Origin of the sequence: Pseudidiomarina sp. CB1, assembly GCF_024752025.1 — a bacterium.
Classification (GTDB): domain Bacteria; phylum Pseudomonadota; class Gammaproteobacteria; order Enterobacterales; family Alteromonadaceae; genus Pseudidiomarina.
Map to the genome: position 1 here is coordinate 1,388,432 of NZ_JANTPU010000001.1, position 23,062 is coordinate 1,411,493.

The 23,062-nt window shown below is 53.4% G+C and carries 20 protein-coding genes; 1 reads left to right on the forward strand and 19 read right to left on the reverse strand.

The window, feature by feature from the left end; translation table 11 throughout:
• Positions 1-274: 274 nt before the first annotated feature.
• From mutT to NV375_RS06670, 3 genes are read right to left on the reverse strand one after another with little or no spacing between them, the layout of a single operon-like run.
• Positions 275-670: an 8-oxo-dGTP diphosphatase MutT gene (gene mutT / locus NV375_RS06660; protein ID WP_258807406.1), complete on the reverse strand. Its 396-nt coding sequence runs from the start codon at positions 668-670 to the stop codon at positions 275-277.
• Positions 657-3,383, reverse strand: coding sequence for a preprotein translocase subunit SecA (secA, locus tag NV375_RS06665; protein WP_258807407.1), 2,727 nt, complete (start codon positions 3,381-3,383; stop codon positions 657-659). Before secA ends, mutT begins: the two co-directional genes overlap by 14 nt.
• 39 nt (positions 3,384-3,422) lie before the next feature.
• Positions 3,423-4,358, reverse strand: a complete 936-nt coding sequence (locus NV375_RS06670; protein WP_258807408.1) for a M23 family metallopeptidase — start codon at positions 4,356-4,358, stop codon at positions 3,423-3,425.
• A 35-nt stretch (positions 4,359-4,393) separates the two neighbouring features.
• On the opposite strand from NV375_RS06670, the gene NV375_RS06675 reads away from it, so the two are divergent.
• Positions 4,394-4,858 carry a DUF721 domain-containing protein gene (locus NV375_RS06675; protein WP_258807409.1) on the forward strand — a complete coding sequence of 155 codons (465 nt, stop codon included), beginning with the start codon at positions 4,394-4,396 and terminating at the stop codon, positions 4,856-4,858.
• Positions 4,859-5,049: 191 nt separating this feature from the next.
• Here NV375_RS06675 and lpxC read toward each other — a convergent pair whose 3' ends face one another.
• From lpxC to mraZ, 16 genes are all read right to left on the reverse strand, one after another.
• Positions 5,050-5,964 carry a UDP-3-O-acyl-N-acetylglucosamine deacetylase gene (gene lpxC / locus NV375_RS06680; RefSeq protein ID WP_258807411.1) on the reverse strand — a complete coding sequence of 305 codons (915 nt, stop codon included), beginning with the start codon at positions 5,962-5,964 and terminating at the stop codon, positions 5,050-5,052.
• 144 nt (positions 5,965-6,108) lie between these two features.
• Positions 6,109-7,323, reverse strand: a complete 1,215-nt coding sequence (gene ftsZ, locus NV375_RS06685) for a cell division protein FtsZ (RefSeq protein ID WP_126771595.1) — start codon at positions 7,321-7,323, stop codon at positions 6,109-6,111.
• Positions 7,324-7,387: 64 nt separating this feature from the next.
• On the reverse strand, positions 7,388-8,620 hold the full coding sequence (gene ftsA / locus NV375_RS06690) for a cell division protein FtsA (RefSeq protein ID WP_126771597.1): 1,233 nt from the start codon (positions 8,618-8,620) through the stop codon (positions 7,388-7,390).
• Positions 8,621-8,625: 5 nt separating this feature from the next.
• Complete coding sequence (locus tag NV375_RS06695) at positions 8,626-9,396, reverse strand: cell division protein FtsQ/DivIB (protein WP_258807413.1); 771 nt, start codon at positions 9,394-9,396, stop codon at positions 8,626-8,628.
• A 1-nt stretch (position 9,397) separates the two neighbouring features.
• On the reverse strand, positions 9,398-10,318 hold the full coding sequence (locus NV375_RS06700; protein WP_309491686.1) for a D-alanine--D-alanine ligase: 921 nt from the start codon (positions 10,316-10,318) through the stop codon (positions 9,398-9,400).
• Positions 10,319-10,326: 8 nt separating this feature from the next.
• Positions 10,327-11,826: a UDP-N-acetylmuramate--L-alanine ligase gene (gene murC / locus NV375_RS06705; RefSeq protein ID WP_258807415.1), complete on the reverse strand. Its 1,500-nt coding sequence runs from the start codon at positions 11,824-11,826 to the stop codon at positions 10,327-10,329.
• Complete coding sequence (gene murG / locus NV375_RS06710; protein ID WP_258807416.1) at positions 11,823-12,887, reverse strand: undecaprenyldiphospho-muramoylpentapeptide beta-N-acetylglucosaminyltransferase; 1,065 nt, start codon at positions 12,885-12,887, stop codon at positions 11,823-11,825. Before murG ends, murC begins: the two co-directional genes overlap by 4 nt.
• Positions 12,884-14,152, reverse strand: a complete 1,269-nt coding sequence (gene ftsW / locus NV375_RS06715; protein ID WP_126771605.1) for a cell division protein FtsW — start codon at positions 14,150-14,152, stop codon at positions 12,884-12,886. The genes murG and ftsW overlap by 4 nt, the downstream gene beginning before the upstream one ends.
• Positions 14,145-15,518 (reverse strand): UDP-N-acetylmuramoyl-L-alanine--D-glutamate ligase, encoded by a 1,374-nt coding sequence (murD, locus tag NV375_RS06720; RefSeq protein ID WP_258807417.1) that lies wholly within the window; start codon positions 15,516-15,518, stop codon positions 14,145-14,147. Before murD ends, ftsW begins: the two co-directional genes overlap by 8 nt.
• A gap of 18 nt (positions 15,519-15,536) precedes the next feature.
• The gene (gene mraY, locus NV375_RS06725) at positions 15,537-16,619 is read right to left on the reverse strand and encodes a phospho-N-acetylmuramoyl-pentapeptide-transferase (RefSeq protein ID WP_126771607.1); all 1,083 of its coding nucleotides are present in this window, start codon (positions 16,617-16,619) and stop codon (positions 15,537-15,539) included.
• A complete protein-coding gene (gene murF / locus NV375_RS06730) occupies positions 16,613-18,046 on the reverse strand; it encodes a UDP-N-acetylmuramoyl-tripeptide--D-alanyl-D-alanine ligase (protein ID WP_258807419.1) in 1,434 nt (477 codons plus the stop codon). Before murF ends, mraY begins: the two co-directional genes overlap by 7 nt.
• A complete protein-coding gene (gene murE, locus NV375_RS06735; protein WP_258807420.1) occupies positions 18,039-19,529 on the reverse strand; it encodes a UDP-N-acetylmuramoyl-L-alanyl-D-glutamate--2,6-diaminopimelate ligase in 1,491 nt (496 codons plus the stop codon). The genes murF and murE overlap by 8 nt, the downstream gene beginning before the upstream one ends.
• A complete protein-coding gene (locus NV375_RS06740) occupies positions 19,526-21,277 on the reverse strand; it encodes a penicillin-binding protein 2 (protein WP_258807421.1) in 1,752 nt (583 codons plus the stop codon). Before NV375_RS06740 ends, murE begins: the two co-directional genes overlap by 4 nt.
• Positions 21,268-21,585, reverse strand: a complete 318-nt coding sequence (gene ftsL / locus NV375_RS06745; protein ID WP_258807422.1) for a cell division protein FtsL — start codon at positions 21,583-21,585, stop codon at positions 21,268-21,270. The genes NV375_RS06740 and ftsL overlap by 10 nt, the downstream gene beginning before the upstream one ends.
• A complete protein-coding gene (gene rsmH / locus NV375_RS06750) occupies positions 21,575-22,525 on the reverse strand; it encodes a 16S rRNA (cytosine(1402)-N(4))-methyltransferase RsmH (RefSeq protein WP_258807955.1) in 951 nt (316 codons plus the stop codon). The genes ftsL and rsmH overlap by 11 nt, the downstream gene beginning before the upstream one ends.
• Positions 22,522-22,980: a division/cell wall cluster transcriptional repressor MraZ gene (gene mraZ / locus NV375_RS06755; protein WP_258807424.1), complete on the reverse strand. Its 459-nt coding sequence runs from the start codon at positions 22,978-22,980 to the stop codon at positions 22,522-22,524. Before mraZ ends, rsmH begins: the two co-directional genes overlap by 4 nt.
• Positions 22,981-23,062: the final 82 nt, after the last annotated feature.

The following is a 23,062-nucleotide window of genomic DNA, read 5'->3' on the forward strand; positions in this document are numbered from 1 at the left end:
TCATTCGGTGACTCCGACCTCGTCGTAGCCCGTGGTTCTACCACGGGGGAAACTACACCCACCGCACAATGTTCGGGTTAAACCCGTGGTAGCCCGTAGTTCTACTACGGGGTAGCTATAACCGTTGCGTAATGTTCGGGTTTGACCCGTGGTAGAACCACGGGCTACAACCACCGCACCGTTCGGGTTAAACCCGTGGTAGCCCGTAGTTCTACTACGGGGTAGCTATAACCCTTGCGTAATGTTCGGGTTTGACCCGTGGTAGAACCTCGGGCTACTCGACCAGCAGGTCGATGATGGCTTCGTTGGCTTCGGGGAATTGGTAGGCTTGCAGGGCGTAGATGGGCACCCAGCGCCATTCTTGGCCTTCGCGCTGGGCGATGTCGCCGGTAAACGAAATAACCCGCCACACGTCCAATACGACGCGTTTATCGCCGTAATTGTGGTGAATCACCGTCAGTGGTGAGGCCGATTGCACCACAATGCTGCATTCTTCACGTAATTCACGCACTAACGCATCATAGACGGTTTCGTCAGCTTCGACTTTACCACCGGGGAATTCCCACTTGTCGCCTTGATGTAGGTCTTTGTGACGCTTACTAATGAAGATGTCACCGTCGGCGTTTTCAATCACGCCGACGGCGACATGAACGGGATCAGAGCTTGCCATGGCAATGCTTGTATTTTTTCCCTGAACCACAAGGGCATGGTTCATTACGGCCAACCCGTGCACCAGCCGCTGCGGCAGCGCCCGCCGCTGGACCACTGGCTGCAGCCTCACCGGCACCGCTGGTGCTGGCACTTTCGTGCTGGAACTGCTGACGTTGTGCCAAGCGTTCTGCTTGCTCACGACGTTTCTGCTCAACCGCTTCAACGTCTTCTTCGGCGCGCACTCGAACTTTACTCAGCACCGTCACCACGTCGAGTTTCAAGGCTTCAAGCATATCCGCAAACAATTCGAAGGCTTCGCGCTTGTACTCTTGCTTCGGGTTCTTCTGCGCATAGCTACGCAAGTTAATCCCCTGACGCAAGTGGTCCATCGCCGCCAGGTGCTCTTTCCAGTGACGATCCAAGCTTTGCAACATGATCGCTTTTTCAAACTGGCGTAGCACTTCAACACCCACTTGCTGCTCTTTCGCTTCGTAGGCTTTCTCAAGCGCTTCGACAATCTTCTCGCGTAAAATCTCTTCGTGCAGCTTATCGTCTTCATCCAACCATTGCTGAATGGGCAACGGCAGATCAAAGTCCGAACGCAAGCGCTCTTCAAGGCCTTCGACGTTCCACATTTCTTCCAGTGATTGCGGCGGAATGTATTCGCTGATCACTTGCTCCATCACGTCAGCGCGAATCACCTTGATGGTCTCTGAAATATCGCCTTCGTCGAGCAGCTCATTACGTTGCTCATACACCACTTTACGTTGGTCGTTGGCGACGTCATCGTATTCAAGCAAAGCTTTACGTACGTCGAAGTTACGCCCTTCAACTTTACGTTGGGCATTCTCGATCGCACGGGTCACCCACGGATGCTCGATCGCTTCACCACGCTGCATGCCCAGGCGCTTCATCAGGCCAGCCATACGCTCAGAGGCGAAAATACGCATCAAGCTGTCTTCCAGTGACAAGTAAAAACGTGACGAACCTGGGTCACCCTGACGACCAGAACGACCGCGCAACTGGTTATCAATACGGCGTGATTCATGACGCTCCGTACCAATAATATGCAAACCGCCAGCTTCGACCACCGCATCGTGGCGCTTCTGCCACTCTTGCTTCACTTTTTCGATGTGTTCTGGGGTTGGGTCTTGCATGCCCGCGATCTCGGACTGCAAGTTACCACCCAAGACGATATCGGTACCACGACCGGCCATGTTGGTCGCGATGGTTACCGCACCAGGTAAGCCGGCTTGCGCGACAATGTCAGCCTCTTTGGCGTGGAACTTCGCGTTCAAAACATTGTGCGGGATTTTTTTCTTCTTCAAGAAATTCGACAGTAACTCTGAGCTTTCGATAGAAATCGTACCGACCAGCACGGGTTGCTTCTTGGCACGACACTCTTCGATGTCCGCCACAATCGCTTCATACTTTTCTTCGGCAGTGATGTAAATCAAGTCCGGACGGTCGTCACGGATCATCGGCCGGTTGGTTGGGATCACCACGGTTTCCAAGCCATAAATCGACTGAAACTCAAACGCCTCGGTGTCGGCAGTACCGGTCATGCCCGCCAGTTTGTTGTACAAACGGAAGTAATTCTGGAAGGTAATCGACGCTAAGGTTTGGTTTTCGTTCTGAATGTTGACGCCTTCTTTGGCTTCCATCGCTTGGTGTAAGCCTTCTGACCAACGACGACCTTCCATGGTACGGCCAGTATGCTCGTCGACGATGACGATTTGATCGTCTTTAACAATGTAGTCGACGTCTTTGGTGAACAAGTGATGCGCACGCAAAGCCGCGTTCACATGGTGCAGCAAGGCGATGTTTGATGCCGAGTACAGTGACTCCTCTTCGCCGAGCATACCACGTTCTTTCAGAATCGCTTCAACGTGCTCTTGGCCGTTTTCGGTCAAATGCAGCTGTTTCGCTTTTTCATCAATGGTGAAGTCGCCTTCGCCACGCTTTTCTTCGGTGTCTTCTTCATCGGCGCGGGTTAACAACGGCACGATTTCATTCATTTTCATGTACAGCTCAGAGCTGTCTTCGGCGGCACCCGAGATAATCAACGGCGTACGCGCCTCGTCGATCAAAATCGAGTCGACCTCATCCACAATCGCGTAGTTCAGCTTTTTCTGCACACGTTCTTTGGGTGAGAACGCCATGTTGTCGCGCAGGTAGTCAAAACCAAATTCGTTGTTGGTGCCGTAAGTGATGTCGGCAGCATAAGCGGCCTGCTTGTCTTGGTGCGACATGCCCGGAATATTAAACGCCACGGTCATATCAAGGAATTCAAACAGTGGACGGTTGGTTTCGGCATCACGACGCGCAAGGTAGTCGTTCACGGTCACGATATGCACGCCATTGCCAGTCAACGCATTCAAATAAGCGGACAAGGTCGCGGTGAGGGTTTTACCTTCACCGGTACGCATCTCGGCGATGCGGTTGTCGTTCAGGATCATACCGCCCACCAACTGCACGTCGAAGTGGCGCATGTTAAACACCCGCTTACTCGCTTCACGTACGGTGGCGAAGGCTTCAACTAAGATGTCATCAAGGCTTTGACCGTCGGCGAGGCGTTTTTTGAATTCAGCGGTTTTTTGTTTGAGTTCGCTATCGCTGAGGGCTTCAAATTCTGGCTCGAGGGCGTTGATGGCCGCGACCTTCTTTTGTAGTCCCTTGAGAATACGGTCGTTGCGACTACCAAACACTTTGCGGAATAGACTACCTAACATGTGATTCTATGATCCTGTGGTTAAAATGACTGCGGGCGCTTAGCGCGCCTCACGATAAACATAATTACTCGGGTCAATGTGGCGCTCATTGCGCAACACTTCATAATGCACGTGCGGGCCAGTTGAACGCCCAGTACTGCCTAATTTAGCGATTTCTTGCCCGCGGGTGACCACGTCGCCTTCTTTGACGAGGAGTTCGGCGCAATGACCATAACGGGTTTTCAAGCCGCCACCATGGTCAATTTCGACTAGTTTGCCGTAACCGTAACGCTCGCCAGACCAGGTCACGACGCCTGCACCGGTGGCGTAAACACCAGCATCTTCAGCTAAATTCGCGAAATCGATGCCATTGTGCATCGTAGGTGTGCCGTTAAACGGGTCTTTGCGCACGCCATAATGCGAGCTCAGCCAGCCACCTTCAACTGGACGTCCTGCGACAAAACTCTCTGCAGAGATATGATGCCGCATCAGCACAGATTCAAGGGTGGTTAACTGATTTTGTTTGTCTTCGAGCTCGCCGATGAGGCGCTCGAGATCGGTCATAACGTCGGCAGCGGGAATACTTGGGGCATCTAAAATCGATGCTTCAGGACCACCCATGGCAAGCCTTTGTTGGCTGTCGTCGTTAAGATCGGTCATGTCGATTTCGGCGGTCGCCGCAAGACGTTCGCCGATCACATCAAGACGTCGTAACTTGGCACGCATTTCGCCCATTTGCATGGTCATTGCGGCCAGTTTCTTTTCGGTGTCGGCTTTTATTTGCTGAACCACTTCAGACTGCGCGGCTAATGCGAGTTGCTCAGCACTGATGCGGCTGCGCACGTCTTCGCTGCTCAAGCCACTCCAATTCTGCCAAGGTTGGAGCAGCGCCATCAGCGCTAGGCTCGCAACGCCTGCTAGCGAGAGCAGACGACGGCGGCTTAGACGCACACCAAATTTCACTTTGGTGCCTCTGTAGAAGACTGTTAAACTCATGCAACCTCTCGTTGCTTGCAAATAAAGATAAGACGATGCCGCGTAAGCGCCCAAAACAACTTGATCAGCTGCTAGGCAGCCAACGCTTGCAGCAATTTGCTGACTTTACCGAGCAACACCAGCGCTGGCAACAGCTAATGCGCGACTGTTTCGCGGAACAGTCGTTGAGCGAGCTTGTGCCCCACTGTGAGGTGATTGCGGTTAGCGCACCGTCGTTAATTATTAAGGTTTCATCGGCTGCGATTGGGCAGCGGATAAAAACCGCACAAGGGCGCATTATAACGTATTTTCAAGGTCATGCTACGCCTGTGGTCACGCAGTTGGAAATTAGGGTGCGTCCGACGCGTCAAGTCAGCACTACGCCTGCGCCGCAGCCTGCGGAAAAACCTACAAAAAATGAGTCCGAGACGGTCAAGAAATTACGCGAACAGGCGGCGATGTGTGAGGAACCATTGCGCTCGCAATTGCTGGCCTTGGCGGATAAATACGATCTGTCGTGACCGTCGTCACATCGCGATTCGGGAATGTCGCGGTTGTGGTAGCCCGTGGTTCTACCACGGGGGAAGCTCTAACCATCACGGAAGGTTCGGATTTGACCCGTAGTAGAACTACGGGCTACCCGACGGCGTTACAACCATCGTGGAAGGCCGGAGGCCGAAGGCGTCACAACCATCGCGGAAATAGCGGGCGATCACGCCACGACTGGGCTGGCGAAGGCGATGGGGGATTCGGCAGCGGCGTCCTCGAAGGTGACGAATTCCCACGCTTCTTGATTCTGCAGCACGGCGCGCAGCAACTGATTGTTCAGCGAGTGACCCGATTTAAACGCGCGCAAATGGCCTAAAATGGCATGTCCACCCATGTAGAGGTCACCTACGGCATCCAAAATCTTGTGTTTTACGAACTCATCGTCGTAACGCAAGCCGTCACTATTCAAGATGCGGAACTCGTCCAACACCACCGCGTTATCGAAGCTACCACCTAACGCCAAGTTGTTGGCACGTAGGTATTCGATGTCTTTCATGAAACCAAAGGTACGCGCACGGCTAATGTCTTTCAAAAAGCTCTGCGTACTAAAGTCCATGCTGACCACTTGGTTGGTGTCAGCAATCGCCGGATGGTCGAAGTCGATGGCAAAATCAATGCGGAAGCCATCGTGGGGTAGTAGTTCCGCCCATTTGTCATCTTCTTCGACACGTATCGCTTGTTTAATGCGGATAAACTTTTTCGCTGCGCCTTGTTCCTCGATGCCCGCATTCTGTAGCAGGTAAATAAAAGGATGCGAGCTACCGTCCATGATTGGAATCTCATGGCTGTTCACTTCAATAATGAGGTTGTCGATGCCCATGGCGGCAACTGCAGCAAGCAAATGCTCAACAGTCGACACACGAACATTGTCATCGTTGATCAAACACGTACACATGCGGGTATCGCGCACCAACTCAGCGTCGGCACGAATATCAACCGCAGGTTTCAGATCGACACGGCGAAACACCAGACCGGTATTTACCGGTGCCGGGCGCAGCGTCAATTGAACCTTATTGCCTTTATGCAGACCCACACCTGTGGTCGCAATCGGCTGTTTAATTGTGCGTTGTTTCATCATTCGATTTCGTTCTCACTATCTCGTCTGACCAGTTAAAGGCGCAATAGTTTACCGAAAATCCGTAAATTTCGCAATTTTAGCTGCGTATTTACGAATAATTTACCGGCGATTGTTCCAATCGATCATTTCTATTAAAACAACCTATTAGTCCACTTGGCGGCGTAAAAACGCTGGAATATCCAAGTAGTCCATGTCTTTATTGCCTTGCGCTTGTGGCTTAGCTGCAGGCTTTTCAGCTTGCGCTTCGTACTCTTCTTGCTCCACTTCATCTATCTCAGTGTCGAGTACACGAGCGGTTGCTGCACTTGCACCATAACCAGCGCTACGACCGCTGTACGCCTGTTCACGAGGCTTCTCGCGACCGTTATTGACCAATGAGATGTCCGGCTTACGTTCTGCGCCAATACCTGTGGCAACCACGGTAACACGCATTTCTTCAGACATTTCAGGATCGATAACTGTACCGACAATCACCGTTGCGTTTTCAGCAGCGAAGGCCTTCACTGTGCTACCTACAGTTTCGAACTCATCGATGCTCATATCAAGGCCAGCAGTAATATTAACCAATACGCCACGCGCACCTGAAAGATCGATATCTTCCAACAGTGGGCTGTTGATCGCCATTTCTGCCGCTTCTTGCGCACGCTCTTCGCCACGCGCTACGCCGGTACCCATCATGGCCGTACCCATTTCACGCATCACTGCACGTACGTCAGCAAAGTCGACGTTGATTAAACCAGTACGCGTAATCAAGTCTGCAATACCTTGGACCGCACCTAACAAGACGTTGTTCGCTGCGCTGAAGGCATCCAGCAAGCTGGTCCCCTTACCAAGCACTTTCAGCAACTTCTCGTTTGGAATCGTGATCAACGAGTCAACGTAACGCGCTAATTGTGCGATACCTTCGTCTGCCACCGCCATACGCTTACGACCTTCGAATGGGAACGGCTTGGTCACCACTGCAACGGTCAAGATGCCGAGCTCACGTGCCACTTCGGCAACCACCGGCGCAGCACCAGTACCGGTACCACCGCCCATACCTGCGGCGATAAAGATCATGTCAGCACCTTCCAAGTGCTTCTTGATCTCTTCACGTGACTCTTCGGCTGCTTGGCGGCCTACTTCTGGGTTGGCGCCAGCACCAAGACCTTTGGTGATATCGTCGCCCAGCTGAATGGTCACGTGCGCACCATGATTACGCAACGACTGCGCATCGGTGTTCGCGGCCAAGAACTGCACGCCTTCAATGGATTCACTGATCATGTGTTTCACGGCGTTACCGCCGCCACCACCAACACCGATCACTTTTATGACTGCATCGCTGTCAAAATTGTCGAGTACTTCGAATACTTCAGACATGTTGTTTCTCCTTTTACCTGCTTAGTGTACTACCCCAAAATAAATTTCCAAAGTGTTGTTTTTATTAAAATTCACCTTTAAACCAGCCTTGCACGCGTTTCCACATTCCGATCACGTTATTATCACGTCCATCGTCCTGTCGCGCTTGCAAGTCTTGTTGGCCGTAACGGAGCAAACCGACGGCCGTGGCGTACGTTGGATCTTGCACATAGTCACTGAGACCCTGCATGCCCAACGGTTCGCCTAAGCGCACGGGCATCTGAAATATTTCTTCCGCAAATTCAATCGCGCCTTCCATGCGACCACAGCCACCGGTTAACACGATGCCTGCGGCAATTTGCTCATCCAACCCGCTTTGTTTAATCTCGTCACGGATCAGCTCAAACAGCTCGCCGTAACGCGGTTCTACCACTTCTGCCAAGATATGCCGCTGCATCACCCGTGACGGGCGTCCGCCTACCGAAGGTACTTCGATGTTGTCGTCCTTGCTCACCAACTGGCAAAGCGCACAAGCATATTTCGTTTTAATCTCTTCTGCGTGATTCAGCGGTGTGCGGAAAATCTTCGCAATATCGCTGGTTACTTGGTTACCCGCTGCCGGAATCACCGCGGTGTGACGCAACACACCACCGGTGTAGATGCAAATGTCGATGGTGCCAGCGCCCATGTCGACCAAAGCCACACCAAGATCTTTTTCATCATCGGTCAGTACCGAGTAACTCGATGCTAACGCCGAGAAAATCAGCCGATCGACACTTAAACCACAGCGCTCAACCGCCTTTTCGATATTCTTCGCCATGTCATTGGCGCAGGTCACGATGTGCACTTTCGATTCCATGCGCACGCCAGACATGCCAATCGGGCTCTTAATACTCTCTTGCGAGTCAATCACAAACTCTTGTGGTAACACGTGCAAAATGCGGCGTTCTTGCGCAATCGGTACTGATTTCGCCGCGTGGATGACGCTATCGACGTCATCTTGTGTCACCTCGGCTTCATTAATCGGCACCATGCCACTCTCGTTTTGGCAGGCAATATGGCGACCGGAGATGTTCAAGTACACCGACGCAATGCGGCAGTCTGCCATCAACTCGGCTTCTTCTACCGCCCGTTGAATCGACTGTACGACTAGGTTCAGGTCATTCACCCCGCCCTTGTCCATGCCGCGAGCTGCCGCAGCGCCCACGCCAATCACGCTAATTTCACCGTCAGGCATGACTTCGCCAATAAGCGCTACGATCTTACTCGTGCCTATATCTAAACCAACGACCATGTTCCGTTCTGTTGCTTTTGACATGCCTTTTAACTCTCTTGTTTTTCGTTCTTATTTGGTTCTTTCCAACGCACTGCTACACCTGTGTCGTAGCGCAAGTCGATGGCGTCTATCGGCGCGTCCTTGTGCGCTTCGAGCTCTGGATACACATCAATAAAGCGTTGTATCCGTTCCAACAATGCTTCGCGGCCTAGCCGTAGCATCGTTCCTTGCGCTAATGCCAACTCCACCGAAAAGCGTTCGCTTAACTCCAGTTGCGCAATGCTAAACCCGTTCAACTGCAATAATTCGTTCAGCTCGCGATAATGCTTTACTGCCTCTGCCACCGCATGGTCAGGTCCCGCCAGGTAGGGTAGTCCGCCCTCAAGTCCTGACTTATCGGCGTAAAACACTTCGCCGGCTTGGTTGAGCAAGGCATCGTCACGCTGGTTGGCATTCCAATGCGCCAGTGGCACTTGCTCGACCACAAATACTTTTAAAATATCGGGCCACTCCTTGCGCACCGAGGCCTTCTCGACCCAGGGCATGGCCTCAACCTCTGCCCTCAATTCGTTCACATCCGCCGAAAAGAAGCTGCCTAACGGCACGCCATTCTCGGCAATCAATGCGTCGCGCACATCGGCGGCGGTCACATAGCGCAAATCACCCTGCACGACCAACCGCTTGAGCGGTACCTCTTGGGCATCCATGGCGGTGTAATACAACCAACCGATCCCGACAAACGTGCCCGCCACAACCAGCAAAAAGAACGTTAGGCCCGACCAAAATTGCCAACTTAAAGCACGTGCCTGGTCCGCCATACTACCTCTCACTATGGTGCAGTATCTCGACCACCAACTGCTCGAAGCTCATACCTGCTGCTTTGGCTGCCATCGGCACCAAACTTTTTTCGGTCATGCCCGGCACCATGTTGGCTTCAAGCAAGCGATAATTGCCTTGCTTGTCGCACATCACGTCAATGCGTCCCCAGCCCTTACCACTGAGACAACGAAACGCCGATTCAGCAAGTTGGCGTAAGGCCTGTTCTTCGACTTCTGACAACCCAGCTGGGCAGTGATACTGCGTGTCACTCGCTTGATACTTGGCGTCATAGTCATAAAATTCATGGGTGGTTTCCAACCGTATGGTTGGTAACGCACGCTCGCCTAAAATCGCGATGGTGTACTCAGGGCCGCTCAACCAGCTTTCGAGCAATGCTTCTTCATCAAACTTGTGTGCCAATGCGACTGCTTTTTCAAGCGCTGCGGCGGAATCTGCTGAGCTCATGCCAATACTCGAGCCCTCTTGCGCTGGCTTGACCATGACTTTGCCACCTAACTCGGCCAGCAGCTTGTCGTAAGCCAACTGTTCGCCGCGGTGCACGACAATGCTGCGCGCAACCGGTAAACCCGCGGCTTGCCAAATTTGTTTCGTTTTGACTTTATCCATTGCTAAGGCGCACGCTAACACGCCGCTTCCGGTGTACGGAACACCCAAGTAATACAAAGCGCCTTGAATCGTGCCATCTTCACCGCCGCGACCATGCAACACGTTGAACGCTCGCTGAAAACCTTGTTCTTTTAATTCCGCCAGCGGGTTATGCGCTGGGTCAAACGGATGTGCATCGACCCCCGCATTCCGCAATGCTTTGGTTACCGCTTGGCCCGAGCGCAGCGATACTTCACGCTCAGCAGAGTCGCCACCGAGTAGCACGGCCACTTTGCCAAAGGCTTTAACGTTCACTACATCACTCATTGCTGCGACTCCTTAAAGGCTTGGCCAGCACGACGTAACGCCTCAGGCTGAAGTTCAGTGGCGGCGAGCTCGCGGGCAATCGCGCCAATGTTACCGGCACCTTGCGCCAGCAGCATGTCCTGCGGTTGTAAGATATCCGCCAGTACTTGCATCAACTGACCACGGTCTCCCACATAAATCGGCTCCACTTTGCCGCGCATCCGTAATGATTTGGCTAAGGCACGGCTATCGGCACCTTGCACTGGGTCTTCACCCGCGCTGTACACGTCAAGCAGTAACAGCACATCCACCTCGGCCAACACCGCCACGAAGTCATCGTACAAATCTCGCGTACGCGAAAAGCGATGGGGCTGAAAGGCCATGACAATTCGGTGATCAGGCCAGCCAGCGCGCGCCGCCGCAATGGTTGCGGCCACTTCGGTCGGATGATGACCGTAATCATCAATCAGCATCACCTCACCCTGCGCACCATCGCGCTCGCTGGCGAAATTACCCAACAGCTGGAAGCGCCGACCAATACCACCAAACTGCGCTAAGGCCGACTGAATGGCCTCGTCGTCGATACCTTCATCGGTGGCCACCGCAATCGCGGCAAGCGCATTCAACACATTGTGTCGACCTGGTAAATTCACGGTCACCGCCAACGGCTCGTGACCTTTGCGATGCACGGTAAAGTGGCTCTGCCCACTGGCCTGCTGATAATCACTGGCGCGCACGTCGGCATCATCACTAAAGCCGTAGGTCAATAATTGGCGTCCGACGCGCGGTAGTAATTCCCGCACCACGGGGTCGTCAATACACATCACTGCCAAGCCGTAAAACGGCAGGTTATGCAGAAAATCTAAATAGGTGTCCAACAGACGGTTAAAGTCGCCGCCATAGGTATCCATGTGATCGGCTTCGATATTCGTCACCACCGCGACCATCGGTTGCAGATGCAAGAATGACGCATCCGATTCGTCAGCTTCGGCAATTAAATACTTGCTCGAGCCTAACCGCGCATTACTGCCAGCACTGTTAAGCAAGCCGCCAATAACAAAGGTTGGGTCGCGTTGTGCTTCACCGAACACGCTGGCCAATAACGACGTCGTTGTGGTTTTACCGTGCGTGCCCGCAACCGCGATACCATGACGGAAGCGCATAAGTTCAGCGAGCATTTCGGCACGCCGTACTTGCGGAATAAAGGCTGCTTTCGCGGCCACCAACTCGGCGTTATCAGCGCGAATCGCAGAGCTCACCACAATGACGTCAGCGCCTTCGACGTTTTCCGCAGCGTGCCCGATAAACACCGTCGCGCCGAGTTCTTGCAAGCGCTGCGTGTTGGCATTTTCGGCCAAGTCCGAACCACTGATCTCGTAGCCTTGGTTCAATAACACTTCGGCAATACCGCCCATACCGGCGCCGCCGATACCGACAAAATGGATCCGCCGGACGCGGCGCATCTCCGGTACGCTGACCACAGTAAAAGGCGTTGTTGTCATTGTCGGTGTTGTCATAGCCACTGCTCACATCGTTCTACCACCGCTTGGGTGGCATTCGGCCGCGCAGCTTTCGCCGCCTGCGCCCGCATTTGTTCGAGTTGACGGGGCTCCGCCAACCACTGCTGTAAAATTTCGACTAATGGCGTGATTTGCTGCAATTGCGCTTGCGGCAAGAGCACTGCAGCACCAACATTGGCCAATTCACGCGCATTCGCGGTCTGGTGGTCATCTACCGCATGGGGTAACGGCACAAATATCGCTGGCGTCCCCACTACGGCTAATTCGCTGACGGTGAGTGCACCGGCGCGACAAATCACCACATCCGCTTGCACATAGGCGTCATGCATGGCGTCAATAAACTCGACGACCTTAAGTTCTTTCACACCACTATCGGCATAAGCTTGCTCAACTTCCGCCACACGACCTTGTCCGCATTGGTGTAACACTTCGAGCTCACCGACGTGCGTTAACTGCTGAATGGCCTTTGGCACCGCTTGATTCAACGCCTGTGCGCCTAAACTGCCGCCAACCACCAGTACGCGAATCCGCTCATGGGCGCTACGTTCAACCGCTTTGGTCCAATCGGCGCGTAACGGATTCCCAACCACTTCAGCATTAGGCAACTGCTGCTGCGCACCCGCAAAACCCACCATCACGTGCCGCGCAAAGCGTGCCAACAGTTTATTGGTCATGCCTGCGACTGCGTTTTGTTCATGTACTAACAGCGGAATACCCGCTGCCTTAGCGGCTAGCCCCGCTGGACCACACACATAACCACCAAAACTCACCACTAATGCGGTATTGTGGCGGCGGTAAACTTTGCGGCACTGGCCAATGGCTTTCAGCATACGCAGCGGCATCGCCAACTTGCGTACAAGGCCATGACCGCGCAAACCTTGCATACTAATTTGTTCCAGTTCGAAACCTGCCGCAGGTACCACCCGCGCCTCTAAGCGCTGCTCGGTGGTGCCGAGCCAAGTAATCGCATGGCCGCGAGCGCGTAACTCCTCGGCCACTGCCAAGGCTGGAAACACATGACCGCCGGTACCGGCTGCAGCGATGACAATATGGCTCATGCGCGCACCCTCCGACGTCGAGAACTGGCGGTCTTGCTTACCCCACGCGCCACTTTAATAGTCGCCACGCGGACTTCATAATCAATGCGCAACAACAGTCCCAGCGCGACACAACTCACGAGTAAGCTGGTCCCACCGTACGAAATAAGCGGTAACGTTAAGCCTTTGGTTGGTAACATGCCGGCGGCAGCGCCAATATTCACCAGCGCCTGGAAGGCAAACCAAATACCGATGCCATAGGCAATAAAGGCCGCGAAGCTGCTATTTTCACGCAATGCGCGACGCCCAATCCACAGCGCGCGAAGCACAATCGCGAATACCGCGAGCAACACGCCAATAATCCCGATGAAACCGAGTTCTTCGCCGACCACGGCCATAATAAAGTCAGTATGCGCCTCGGGCAGATACTGTAATTTTTGAATACTGTTGCCGAGCCCCTGCCCAAACCAGTCACCACGACCAAATGCCATTAACGACTGCGTCAGCTGATAACCGCTGCCGAACGGATCTTGCCACGGATCTAGGAATGAGGTTACCCGCTTCATCCGATACGGCTCTTGAATGATCAGCAACGTCAGTACCGCCGCGAGCGCGATCAACATGGCAAAGAATTGCCATAAGCGAGCGCCAGCAAGGAACAACATGCCAATCGCCATGCTGACCATTACCGCTACCGAACCAAAGTCTGGCTGCATCAGCAGTAACACTGCAAAAATCGACATCACTGCGAGCGGCTTAATAAATTCGCGCAGGTTTTCCTGCACTGAGTTCATGTAACGCTTCAGGTAGCTGCTCAGGTAGATCAAGAAACAAAGCTTGGCCACTTCCGCGACCTGTAAAGTCATCGGCCCCAGCTTGATCCAACGTCGCGCGCCATTGACTTCATGGCCGATGATCAGCACTAGCAATAGCGCTCCTAAGGCACCAAACAACAGGGCATAACTGCCCTTCATCCACCAATCCACCGGAATTTGGACGACGGTCGCCAGCAACCCAATGCCGAGCGCCAAGTACAGGCTATGACGGATGACAAAATGAAACGGGTTATCGGTGAGCCGCTCGGCAATTGGAAACGATGCCGAGCTCACCATGATGAAGCCAAAGGCGAGTAGGCCAAATGCCAACCACACCAACGTGCGATCATAAAGTACGTGTTCGACCGGCAGCCACCAATCACGTAGGCGTTCCCAGCTGCTACGTTCGTTGCTTTCGGACTGAATGCCCAGCTCAAGTTGCTGTTCGCGGCGTTTCGCTAATTCAGCCATGCGCCACCTCCGCAACGTGTTGCTTTACCGCCGCTTTAAAGACGTCGCCACGCTCTTGGTAATTGCTAAACATGTCCAAACTAGCGCACGCTGGAGCCAGTAGCACGGTACTGCCTGGGATAGTTTTGCTGGTCGCCACTTGCACCGCTTCCGCCAAGTCTTTCACTTGGGTGGAGATGCTATGGTGCTGCGCAATACGCGCACCGTCACGGCCAAGAACGATGAGTTCGTCGACCAATTTCAAGCTTTCTCTGAAGGTACTAAAATCAGCGCCTTTACCGTCGCCTCCGGCAATTAAAATGAGCTTACCTTTCACCAATGGCCGTAAGCCCTGAATCGCAGCTTCGGCGGCACCAATGTTGGTTGCTTTGGAATCATTGACCCAACGCACACCGTCGTGCTCAGCAACAAGTTCACAGCGATGCGGTAAACCGCGGAACTGCCGCAGACAATCAAGCACTGCCGGCGAAAACGCCACGTCCAAGCTGTGCAGCAAGGCTAATGCGGCTTGCGCATTTAACAAGTTGTGGACACCGGCTAACTGCAGTTCATCGGCGCGAATTAAGGTTTGCCCTGTAAATTGAATACACAGCGTGCCGTCGACTTCAGCTAACCCCAACAGTCCTGGGCGTTCTTGTTCCGCTTCATCGGTGCCAAAACTAAGTTGTTGCGCAAAGGGTAAGCGTTGTGGTGCGGTACTGCGTTGTTCGCGGTTCCATACGCCCTGCTCGGCGTTCAGGTAAATACGCTGTTTACTCGCAGCATAGGCCTCGCGATTGTAATAGCGGTCCAGATGGTCGTCGCTAATGTTGAGCAACGCGCCAGCATGTAATTGCAGATCGTGCATACTGTCGAGCTGGAAGCTGGACAACTCGAGCACGTACACCTCGACGTCGTCCGCCAAGGTATCCAACATCGGCACACCAATGTTGCCACCCACGGCGACTTTTTTACCGGCTGCCGCCAGCAAATCGCCAGTAAGTTGTGTCACCGTTGATTTGCCATTCGACCCAGTAATACCTATCACTGGTGCTTGCGCATACTGCGCGAAAATATCCGCGTCACCCACCAACTGGATGCCGGCATCACGCGCCATCTGTAAAGCTGGCATCCGCAAGTCGAGGCCTGGACTAACAATGAGCACATCACAGGCCAGCAAAGTGCCAACGTTGAGCGGTCCGCAATGGAGTTCTAAGGAACTATCGAGTTCACGTAACTGTGCTGCTTGTGGTGGCTCATCACGGGTATCGAACACCAATGGATGAATACCTTGCTGCAGTAAGAAGCGCACACACGACATGCCCGACTGGCCGAGACCGACCACGCCGACTAAATCGTAAGTGTGCAGAGCAGCAAGATAACTCAAAATAGCTCCTAAGCGTTCTTAGCGCAGCTTCAAGGTCGCTAGACCTATCAGCACGAAGACCAATGACAAGATCCAAAAGCGCACAATGACGCGTGGCTCCGGCCAACCTTTCAATTCGTAATGATGATGAATAGGTGCCATGCGGAATACGCGTTTACCGCGTAATTTGAACGACCCCACTTGTAACATCACCGAAACGGTTTCCATCACGAACACGCCGCCCATGATGAACAGAATAAGTTCTTGGCGCACCATCACCGCAATAATGCCGAGTGCAGCGCCGAGGGTGAGCGAACCAACGTCGCCCATAAACACCTGCGCCGGATAGGTGTTGAACCATAAAAAGCCCAAGCCAGCGCCGCAAATCGCCGTACACACCACCAGCAACTCGCCAGACAGAGGCAAGTGCGGAATATTTAAGTAGGCAGCAAAGTTCACGTTACCTGAGGCGTAAGCAAAGATGCCCAGCGCACCAGCCACCATAATGGTCGGTACAATGGCTAGGCCATCAAGACCGTCGGTAAGGTTTACCGCGTTACTGGTTCCCACCACGACAAAGTAAGCCAACAAAATGTACAGCATGCCTAGTTGCGGCATCACGTCTTTAAAGAACGGCACCAGCAGTTGCGTTTCGGCGCCAACGGTTGCGTTGGCATACAGGTAAACGGCCGCCACTGTAGCAATCACCGATTGCCAAAAGTACTTCCACTTGGCTGGCAAGCCACGTGAGTTTTTCTGCACTACTTTGCGATAGTCATCGACAAAGCCGACCAAACCGAAGCCAACCACCACGCCTAATACCACTTGCACATAGCGATTCGATAAGTCGGCCCACAGCAACGTTGACAGTAAGATGGCAGCAATGATCAATACACCACCCATGGTCGGCGTGCCCGACTTACTCAAATGACTTTGCGGACCATCATCGCGAACCGCTTGGCCAATTTGCAGCCGCTGCAAATAACGAATCATGCGCGGCCCCATCCACAAGGCCACTAACAAAGCAGTCAGCACGCTCAGAATTGCGCGCATCGTCAGGTACGACACGACATTGAAGCCGGTCGCAAACTGCGTTAAATATTCAGCAAGCCAAACTAGCATGCCTGGGTTCCTTCTGCGTTTAGGCTTGGATGTAATTCGTCAGCACGCGCTTGCAGTGCCTCAATCACGCGCTCCATGTGGGCACTGCGTGAGCCTTTCACTAAAATAGTGATGGGCGTTGCTGACTGCCGAGTGGTTGCGAGAATTTCGTTCACTAAGCCATCAAGGCTTGAGAAGTGTTTTCCACCGCGACCATTAAAGACTTCACTGGCGCTTTGACTAAGCACACCCAAGGTAAATAAGTTGTCGATTCCCGCTTGGATGGCATAGGCGCCAATCTCTTCATGATATTGCCGCGCTTGCTCGCCAAGCTCTCCCATGTCGCCCAGCACCATGATGCGTAAACCTTGGTACACGCCCAACATATCCAGCGCCGCTTTCACCGAACCCACGTTCGCGTTGTAGCTGTCATCAATAAGTTTGATGTCTGCGCTCAGTGGCAATATATGCATGCGTCCGGGGACTGGCGTTAGTGCCGCCAACGCTCGTTGGGCATCGGCGAGCGGACAACCTACCGCAAGCGCAGCAGCAATAGCTACAAGCGCATTGTCAACGTTGTGTAAACCCGGCAAGTTGAGCTTAATTTCAGCGGTTTGCGCCGCACCCGCTAGTGCTTCACTAATGTGCACGGTGAAAGCTGCACAACCTTGTTCGTCCACTTGCACATCGGTGGCGTAGATCGCTGCATTTGGGTCTTGCCCGAACGTCAGGTGTTGGCAATGGGTGATTTGCTTTTGCCAGCAGGGCGCGAACTCTGAGCGAATCGGCGTTAACGCCAAACCGTCAGCATTCAAGCCCTTAAAAATTTCAGTTTTGGCACGAAACACACCGTGCACGCTGCCGAAGCCTTCAACATGTGCTGGGGCAACATTATTGATAATCGCCACATCCGGTTGGGTTAAGCGTGTGGTGTAGCCAATCTCGCCTTGATGATTGGCACCCAACTCAATAATCGCCAAGTCATGCTCTGGCTCGAGCCGCAACAGCGTTAGCGGTACACCAATGTCGTTATTGAAGTTTCCGGCGGTGGCCAGCACGTTGCCTTGCGTGCGTAAAATCGCCGCCAGCATTTCTTTTACCGTGGTTTTGCCACTACTGCCGGTAATTGCGATGGTTTTCGGTTGCACGCTAGCTTTGACTGCAGCACCGAGCAGGCCTAACGCATGACGCGTATCTTGCACCACAATCTGTGGCACTTGCTGCTCCGGCAAATTAACTTTGCGCTCCACCAGTAAGGCCTTAGCACCTTTCGCTACCGCGTCGGCAACGAAATCATGGGCGTCAAACTTCTCGCCTTGTAAAGCGATGAACAAGCACCCTTCGGGTAAGTTGCGGGTATCCGTACTCACCGCCGCAATGCTGCAATTATCGCCAAACAGTTGGCCATCTACCGCACGAGAAATCCACTGCAGATCAGTCTTAATCATGTGCGCCTCCCATGGCCTCTGCGGCCATCAATTCAGCAACAACTGCACGTTCGTCATAGGCGACACGTTCGTGGCCGATGACTTGGTAATCTTCATGCCCTTTACCAGCCAATACCACAACATCGTTCGCCTTGGCGGCAGCAATACTCTGTTCGACGGCTTTACGGCGTCCTGCGATAACGCTGATTTGTTCTTCGTTACGCGGCATGCCTGCCAGAATGTCTTGCACAATATGCGCAGGATCTTCAGTCCGCGGATTATCGTCGGTCACTACCACACGATCGGCGTTAGCAGCGGCCACCGCACCCATTTGTGGACGTTTGCCGCGGTCGCGGTCACCGCCGCAGCCGAACACGCACCAAAGCTGCCCTTGGCAATGCCGACGTACAGCGGTCAGTACCTGCTGCAGCGCATCTGGCGTATGTGCATAGTCAACAATCACTAAAGGTTTACCATGGGCATGGAAGGCTTCCATACGGCCCGGCACCGGTTTGATTTTACTTGCTGCGGCACTAAGTTCGCCCCAGCTATGCCCTAACTGCGCCGCCGCAACTAGCGCAGCCATCAAGTTATAGACGTTAAACTCACCCAACAACGGCGATGCCACGGTAAACTGCTGGCGTTGGCCAGCTACCGGTACCGACAAACTAAATTGCGTTCCCGCGTCGCCATAAACAATAGCTTCAGCATACACACAGTGCTGGTGTTGCTGCGGCTGCAAGCTATAGCGCCAAGCATCGGGGCGGTCGGGCAACCATGCATTAAGCGCGGCGTCGTCAGTATTCAGCACTGCTTGTGCAGTATCTAGCTCGGTGAATAAGCGCCGCTTAGCACCGGCGTAGTTCGCCATGGTGCCATGGTAATCAAGATGATCACGGCTAATATTGGTCGCCACTCCCACAGTAAAATGCACTGCTTCAACGCGGCGCTGTACCAGCGCATGCGACGAAACCTCCATCGCCACCACTTCAGCACCTTCGCTGCGTAAGGTAGCCAAGCGTTGTTGCACGGCAATCGGGTCAGGTGTGGTGTGACTCTCAGGCAGCAAGGCACCTGGGAAACCACTCCCCGTAGTGCCAATAACCCCGGCTTTGACGCCACAGGCTTGCAATAGCTCAGCTAAGAGATAAGTCACTGAGGTTTTACCGTTGGTGCCGGTAACCCCGACCACCTGCATTGACGCTGAAGGGTCGGCAAAGAAACGCGCGGCGATCGCCGACAACTGTTCTTTCAATTGCGGAATTTCCACTACGACGGCGGCACCATGCTCGCGCACACCGTAGCCATCGGACTCACACAACACGACTTGCGCACCGGCGGCGACAGCCGCATCAATAAAGTCACGACCATCGACCTGATAACCGGGCACTGCTACAAAGGCGTCGCCGGCCGCGATGGTGCGACTATCCAGTTTTAAACCGCCAATCTTCAGTGGCGGTAAGTCCATTGGGTAATCAGGGAGGAGCTGCGTTAACTGCATCATTGCGCACCTCCGGCAAAACCCGCAACGCGTAGCTGCGTGTCTTCAAGATGATCGGGCGGCACGTTCATGGCTCGCAAAGCATCGCCAACGATTTCGGCAAAAATAGGTGCGGATACGGTACTGCCGTAATAGTCATCGCCGCTAGGTTCGTTCACCGTGACGACCACCGCGATCCGCGGGTCACTGACCGGTGCCACGCCAGCAAATAAGGTAACGTATTCGTCACCGTAGCCACCGGCCACCGCTTTACGCGCGGTGCCTGTTTTTCCAGCAACACGATAGCCTGGCACCCGTGCATTTTTGGCGCTGCCGTCGGCCACAACCTGCTCGAGCATACGCAAAACTGCCTCAGCGTTTTCGCGTTTCACCACTTGGGTGCCCGGCATTAAATTGCCTTCTTCACGGCGCTGAATCGTCAGCGGCCGATACACCCCACCATTGGCTATCACACTATACGCTTGCGCTAATTGCAGGGTGGTTGCCGTTAAGCCGTAACCAAATGACAGCGTCGCAATTTCAAAGTCTGACCAGCGGGTGCGATGCTGAAGCACCCCATAACTTTCTCCAATCATGCCAATTCCTGTGTCGTTACCAAGGCCGACTGCGGCGTAAGTCGCCAGCAGTTGCTCTACGCCAGTGCGTAGCGCAATCTTGGACGAGCCCATGTTGGAGGAGTTCTGTAAAATCTCCGTAATACTTTGTTCACCGCGATTGATCGGGTCACTCACTCGGCGACCACCAATCCGCATCCAGCCAGGGCTGGTATCGATTACTTCGTCTTGGCGAATAGCGCCGGCTTCTAGGCCAGCCAAGACCACCAACGGTTTCATTGTTGAGCCTGGCTCATAAGCATCAGTAATCGCCCGATTGCGCATGCGGTGAGGTTGCAAATCAGCACGATTGTTTGGGTTAAAGGACGGGCTGTTGACCATCGCCAGCACTTCGCCAGTGTCAACATCAACAATCACTGCTGAACCCGAGGTTGCCTGATGATAGCGCACGGCTTTTTTTAACTCGGCATAGGCTAGTGACTGCAAACGTTGATCAATACTTAGCGTTAATTGTTGTGGTTGTTCAGCGGCAGTGACTCGCACTTCCTCAACAACCCGCCCTTGTGCATCCTTGCGATACAGCCGCTCTCCCGGCTTCCCTGTAAGAACCTCGTTATAGGCCGCTTCAAGCCCTTCAATGCCGCGGCCATCAATATCGGTAAAACCAACCAAGTGCGCAGCTATTTCACCCACAGGGTAAAACCGCCGCGACTCGGTTTTTAAATACACACCCGGAATACCCAACTGGCGCACATAATCGGCAACCGCAGGTGTCACTTTACGTTCCAGATAGACAAAGCGCCGTGTGGGGTCTTCGACACGCGCCATTAACTCATCGACATCGGTGCGGAAAACTTCGGCCAACGCTAACCAGCGCTCGCGATTAACCAAACCTTGTTTCTCGTGAATCCGCTTCGGATCAGCCCAAACCGTTTGCACCGGCACGCTTACCGCAAGCTCTCGGCCATGGCGATCAACAATGGTGCCGCGTTGCACTTCGGTGGGATCAACCCGCAACGATCGACGGTCACCTTCATAGATAAGTTGCTCCGGCTCTACAACTTGGATATACGCCGCACGGGCCACCAAGCTGGCAAACACCGCAAACAATACAAACAAGGCAAAATAGAAGCGGCCCTGCCCTAAATGCGGCTGGACGATTTTCTTATTACTACGCTTGCGTGGAGTTACTGCCATGGGATCAGCACCTCCTGTTTGCCTTCGGGACGTATCATCCCTAACCGCTGACTCGCAATGCGTTCAACCCGGCTATGCTCGGTCAAGGCGGTCTGCTCGATTTGCAAGTGACGCCATTCAATATCGATTTGATCGCGTTGTGACAACAGGTCGTCACGCTTGATGGTCAGCAAGCGATTCGCATGGGCTACATAAATCACCGCGAAAGCGGTGGTGATAATGCAGACAAAGAGCAACAACACCAGCTTCTGCTGGCGTAAGTCACTAAATAACACTGTGAGTAAGCTGGGCACGCGGCTAGTTGTCATAAGCTAACCTCTCTGCCACACGCAATACTGAACTCCGCGCCCGTGGGTTGGCGCGTATTTCTTCAGCACTCGGTTTGTGTGCTTTTCCGATCAAACGTACGGTTTGCCCGCGATCAATTTGGTCATCGCGCAAAGGTAAGCCCGCGGGAATGTCTTTGCCTTTACTCTGCGCTCGTAAAAAGCGCTTCACTAACCGATCTTCCAAGCTGTGAAAGCTGATCACCGCTAAACGTCCTTGCGGTTTTAACCCGCTAACAGCCGCCTTCAATGCCTCTTCGATTTCGTCCAACTCACCGTTGACATGAATGCGAATACCCTGAAAACTACGGGTCGCGGGATGTTTGTGCTTGTCTTTAAAAGGCACTGCTTTATCGATTAAATCGGCTAATTGTTTCGTCGTTTGCAGCGGTACTTCGTCGCGTTGTTGCACAATCGCTTGCGCAATACGCCACGCAAAGCGCTCTTCGCCGTATTCACGGAGCACAAACGCAATGTCGTCGGCACTGGCGCGCTGCAAAAACTCAGCGGCAGTTTCGCCACGGCTGGTATCCATGCGCATGTCCAAAGGCCCTTCGCGCATAAAACTAAAACCGCGTTCAGCGTCATCGAGTTGTGGGGATGAGACACCAAGATCGAAGAGGATACCGTCAAGTTTTCCGCGCAGTTGCTGCGCATCTAGCACATCGTCAAGACGTGAAAAGGGGGTGTGGATAATGGTAAAGCGTGGATCATCTGCCAAGGCTTGCGCAGCCTCAATCGCGGTGGGGTCGCGATCAAGTGCGTATAAGCGGCCATCGGCATTAAGTTGCGACAAAATAGCACGTGAGTGCCCCCCTCTTCCGAAGGTGGCATCTAGATATATTCCGTCCGGTCTGATGGCAAGAGCCTCAAGCGACTCCTGTAACAGCACCGAGACATGTTGCGGCGCTTTTGTCATTATAATGAGAAGTCTTGTAGTCGTTCACTGAGTGCCAAGTCGTCTTGTTGTTCCGCTGCCATGTCAGTGGCAATTTGTTCATGCCATGCCGCTTCAGACCAGAGTTCGAACTTATTCAACTGACCGATAATCATGATTTTCTTCTCCAAGTCTGCGTGTTGACGCAGCGTTGGCGCAATCAAGATACGGCCATTTTTGTCCATCTGGCAGTCTTCGGCGTGACCTAACAATAGGCGCTGGAGACGACGCTCTGCGGGGTTCATGCTGGATAAGGTGGTAAGTTTTTGTTCGATGATTTGCCATTCTGGCAATGGATAAAGCAGCAAGCACGGTTGCTTGATATCGATGGTGCAAACCATTTGGCCATCGCAATCCAGCATAAGGCTCTTGCGATACTTGGTCGGTATCGCCAGTCGGCCTTTGTCATCTAGACTTAATGCTGCTGCACCACGAAACATAAAATTTGATCCACTATTACCCACAAATCCCCACAATGTGACAGTCTAGGTGCCGATCTTTCCCACTGTCAAGAAAAAATAG

Coding starts and splice junctions, on each gene's coding strand:
- mutT (WP_258807406.1), bottom strand. CDS start 670: ATGGCAAGCTCTGATCCCGTTCATGTCGCCGTCGGCGTGATTGAAAAC.
- secA (WP_258807407.1), bottom strand. CDS start 3,383: ATGTTAGGTAGTCTATTCCGCAAAGTGTTTGGTAGTCGCAACGACCGT.
- NV375_RS06670 (WP_258807408.1), bottom strand. CDS start 4,358: ATGAGTTTAACAGTCTTCTACAGAGGCACCAAAGTGAAATTTGGTGTG.
- NV375_RS06675 (WP_258807409.1), top strand. CDS start 4,394: ATGCCGCGTAAGCGCCCAAAACAACTTGATCAGCTGCTAGGCAGCCAA.
- lpxC (WP_258807411.1), bottom strand. CDS start 5,964: ATGATGAAACAACGCACAATTAAACAGCCGATTGCGACCACAGGTGTG.
- ftsZ (WP_126771595.1), bottom strand. CDS start 7,323: ATGTCTGAAGTATTCGAAGTACTCGACAATTTTGACAGCGATGCAGTC.
- ftsA (WP_126771597.1), bottom strand. CDS start 8,620: ATGTCAAAAGCAACAGAACGGAACATGGTCGTTGGTTTAGATATAGGC.
- NV375_RS06695 (WP_258807413.1), bottom strand. CDS start 9,396: ATGGCGGACCAGGCACGTGCTTTAAGTTGGCAATTTTGGTCGGGCCTA.
- murC (WP_258807415.1), bottom strand. CDS start 11,826: ATGACAACACCGACAATGACAACAACGCCTTTTACTGTGGTCAGCGTA.
- murG (WP_258807416.1), bottom strand. CDS start 12,887: ATGAGCCATATTGTCATCGCTGCAGCCGGTACCGGCGGTCATGTGTTT.
- ftsW (WP_126771605.1), bottom strand. CDS start 14,152: ATGGCTGAATTAGCGAAACGCCGCGAACAGCAACTTGAGCTGGGCATT.
- mraY (WP_126771607.1), bottom strand. CDS start 16,619: ATGCTAGTTTGGCTTGCTGAATATTTAACGCAGTTTGCGACCGGCTTC.
- murF (WP_258807419.1), bottom strand. CDS start 18,046: ATGATTAAGACTGATCTGCAGTGGATTTCTCGTGCGGTAGATGGCCAA.
- murE (WP_258807420.1), bottom strand. CDS start 19,529: ATGATGCAGTTAACGCAGCTCCTCCCTGATTACCCAATGGACTTACCG.
- NV375_RS06740 (WP_258807421.1), bottom strand. CDS start 21,277: ATGGCAGTAACTCCACGCAAGCGTAGTAATAAGAAAATCGTCCAGCCG.
- ftsL (WP_258807422.1), bottom strand. CDS start 21,585: ATGACAACTAGCCGCGTGCCCAGCTTACTCACAGTGTTATTTAGTGAC.
- mraZ (WP_258807424.1), bottom strand. CDS start 22,980: ATGTTTCGTGGTGCAGCAGCATTAAGTCTAGATGACAAAGGCCGACTG.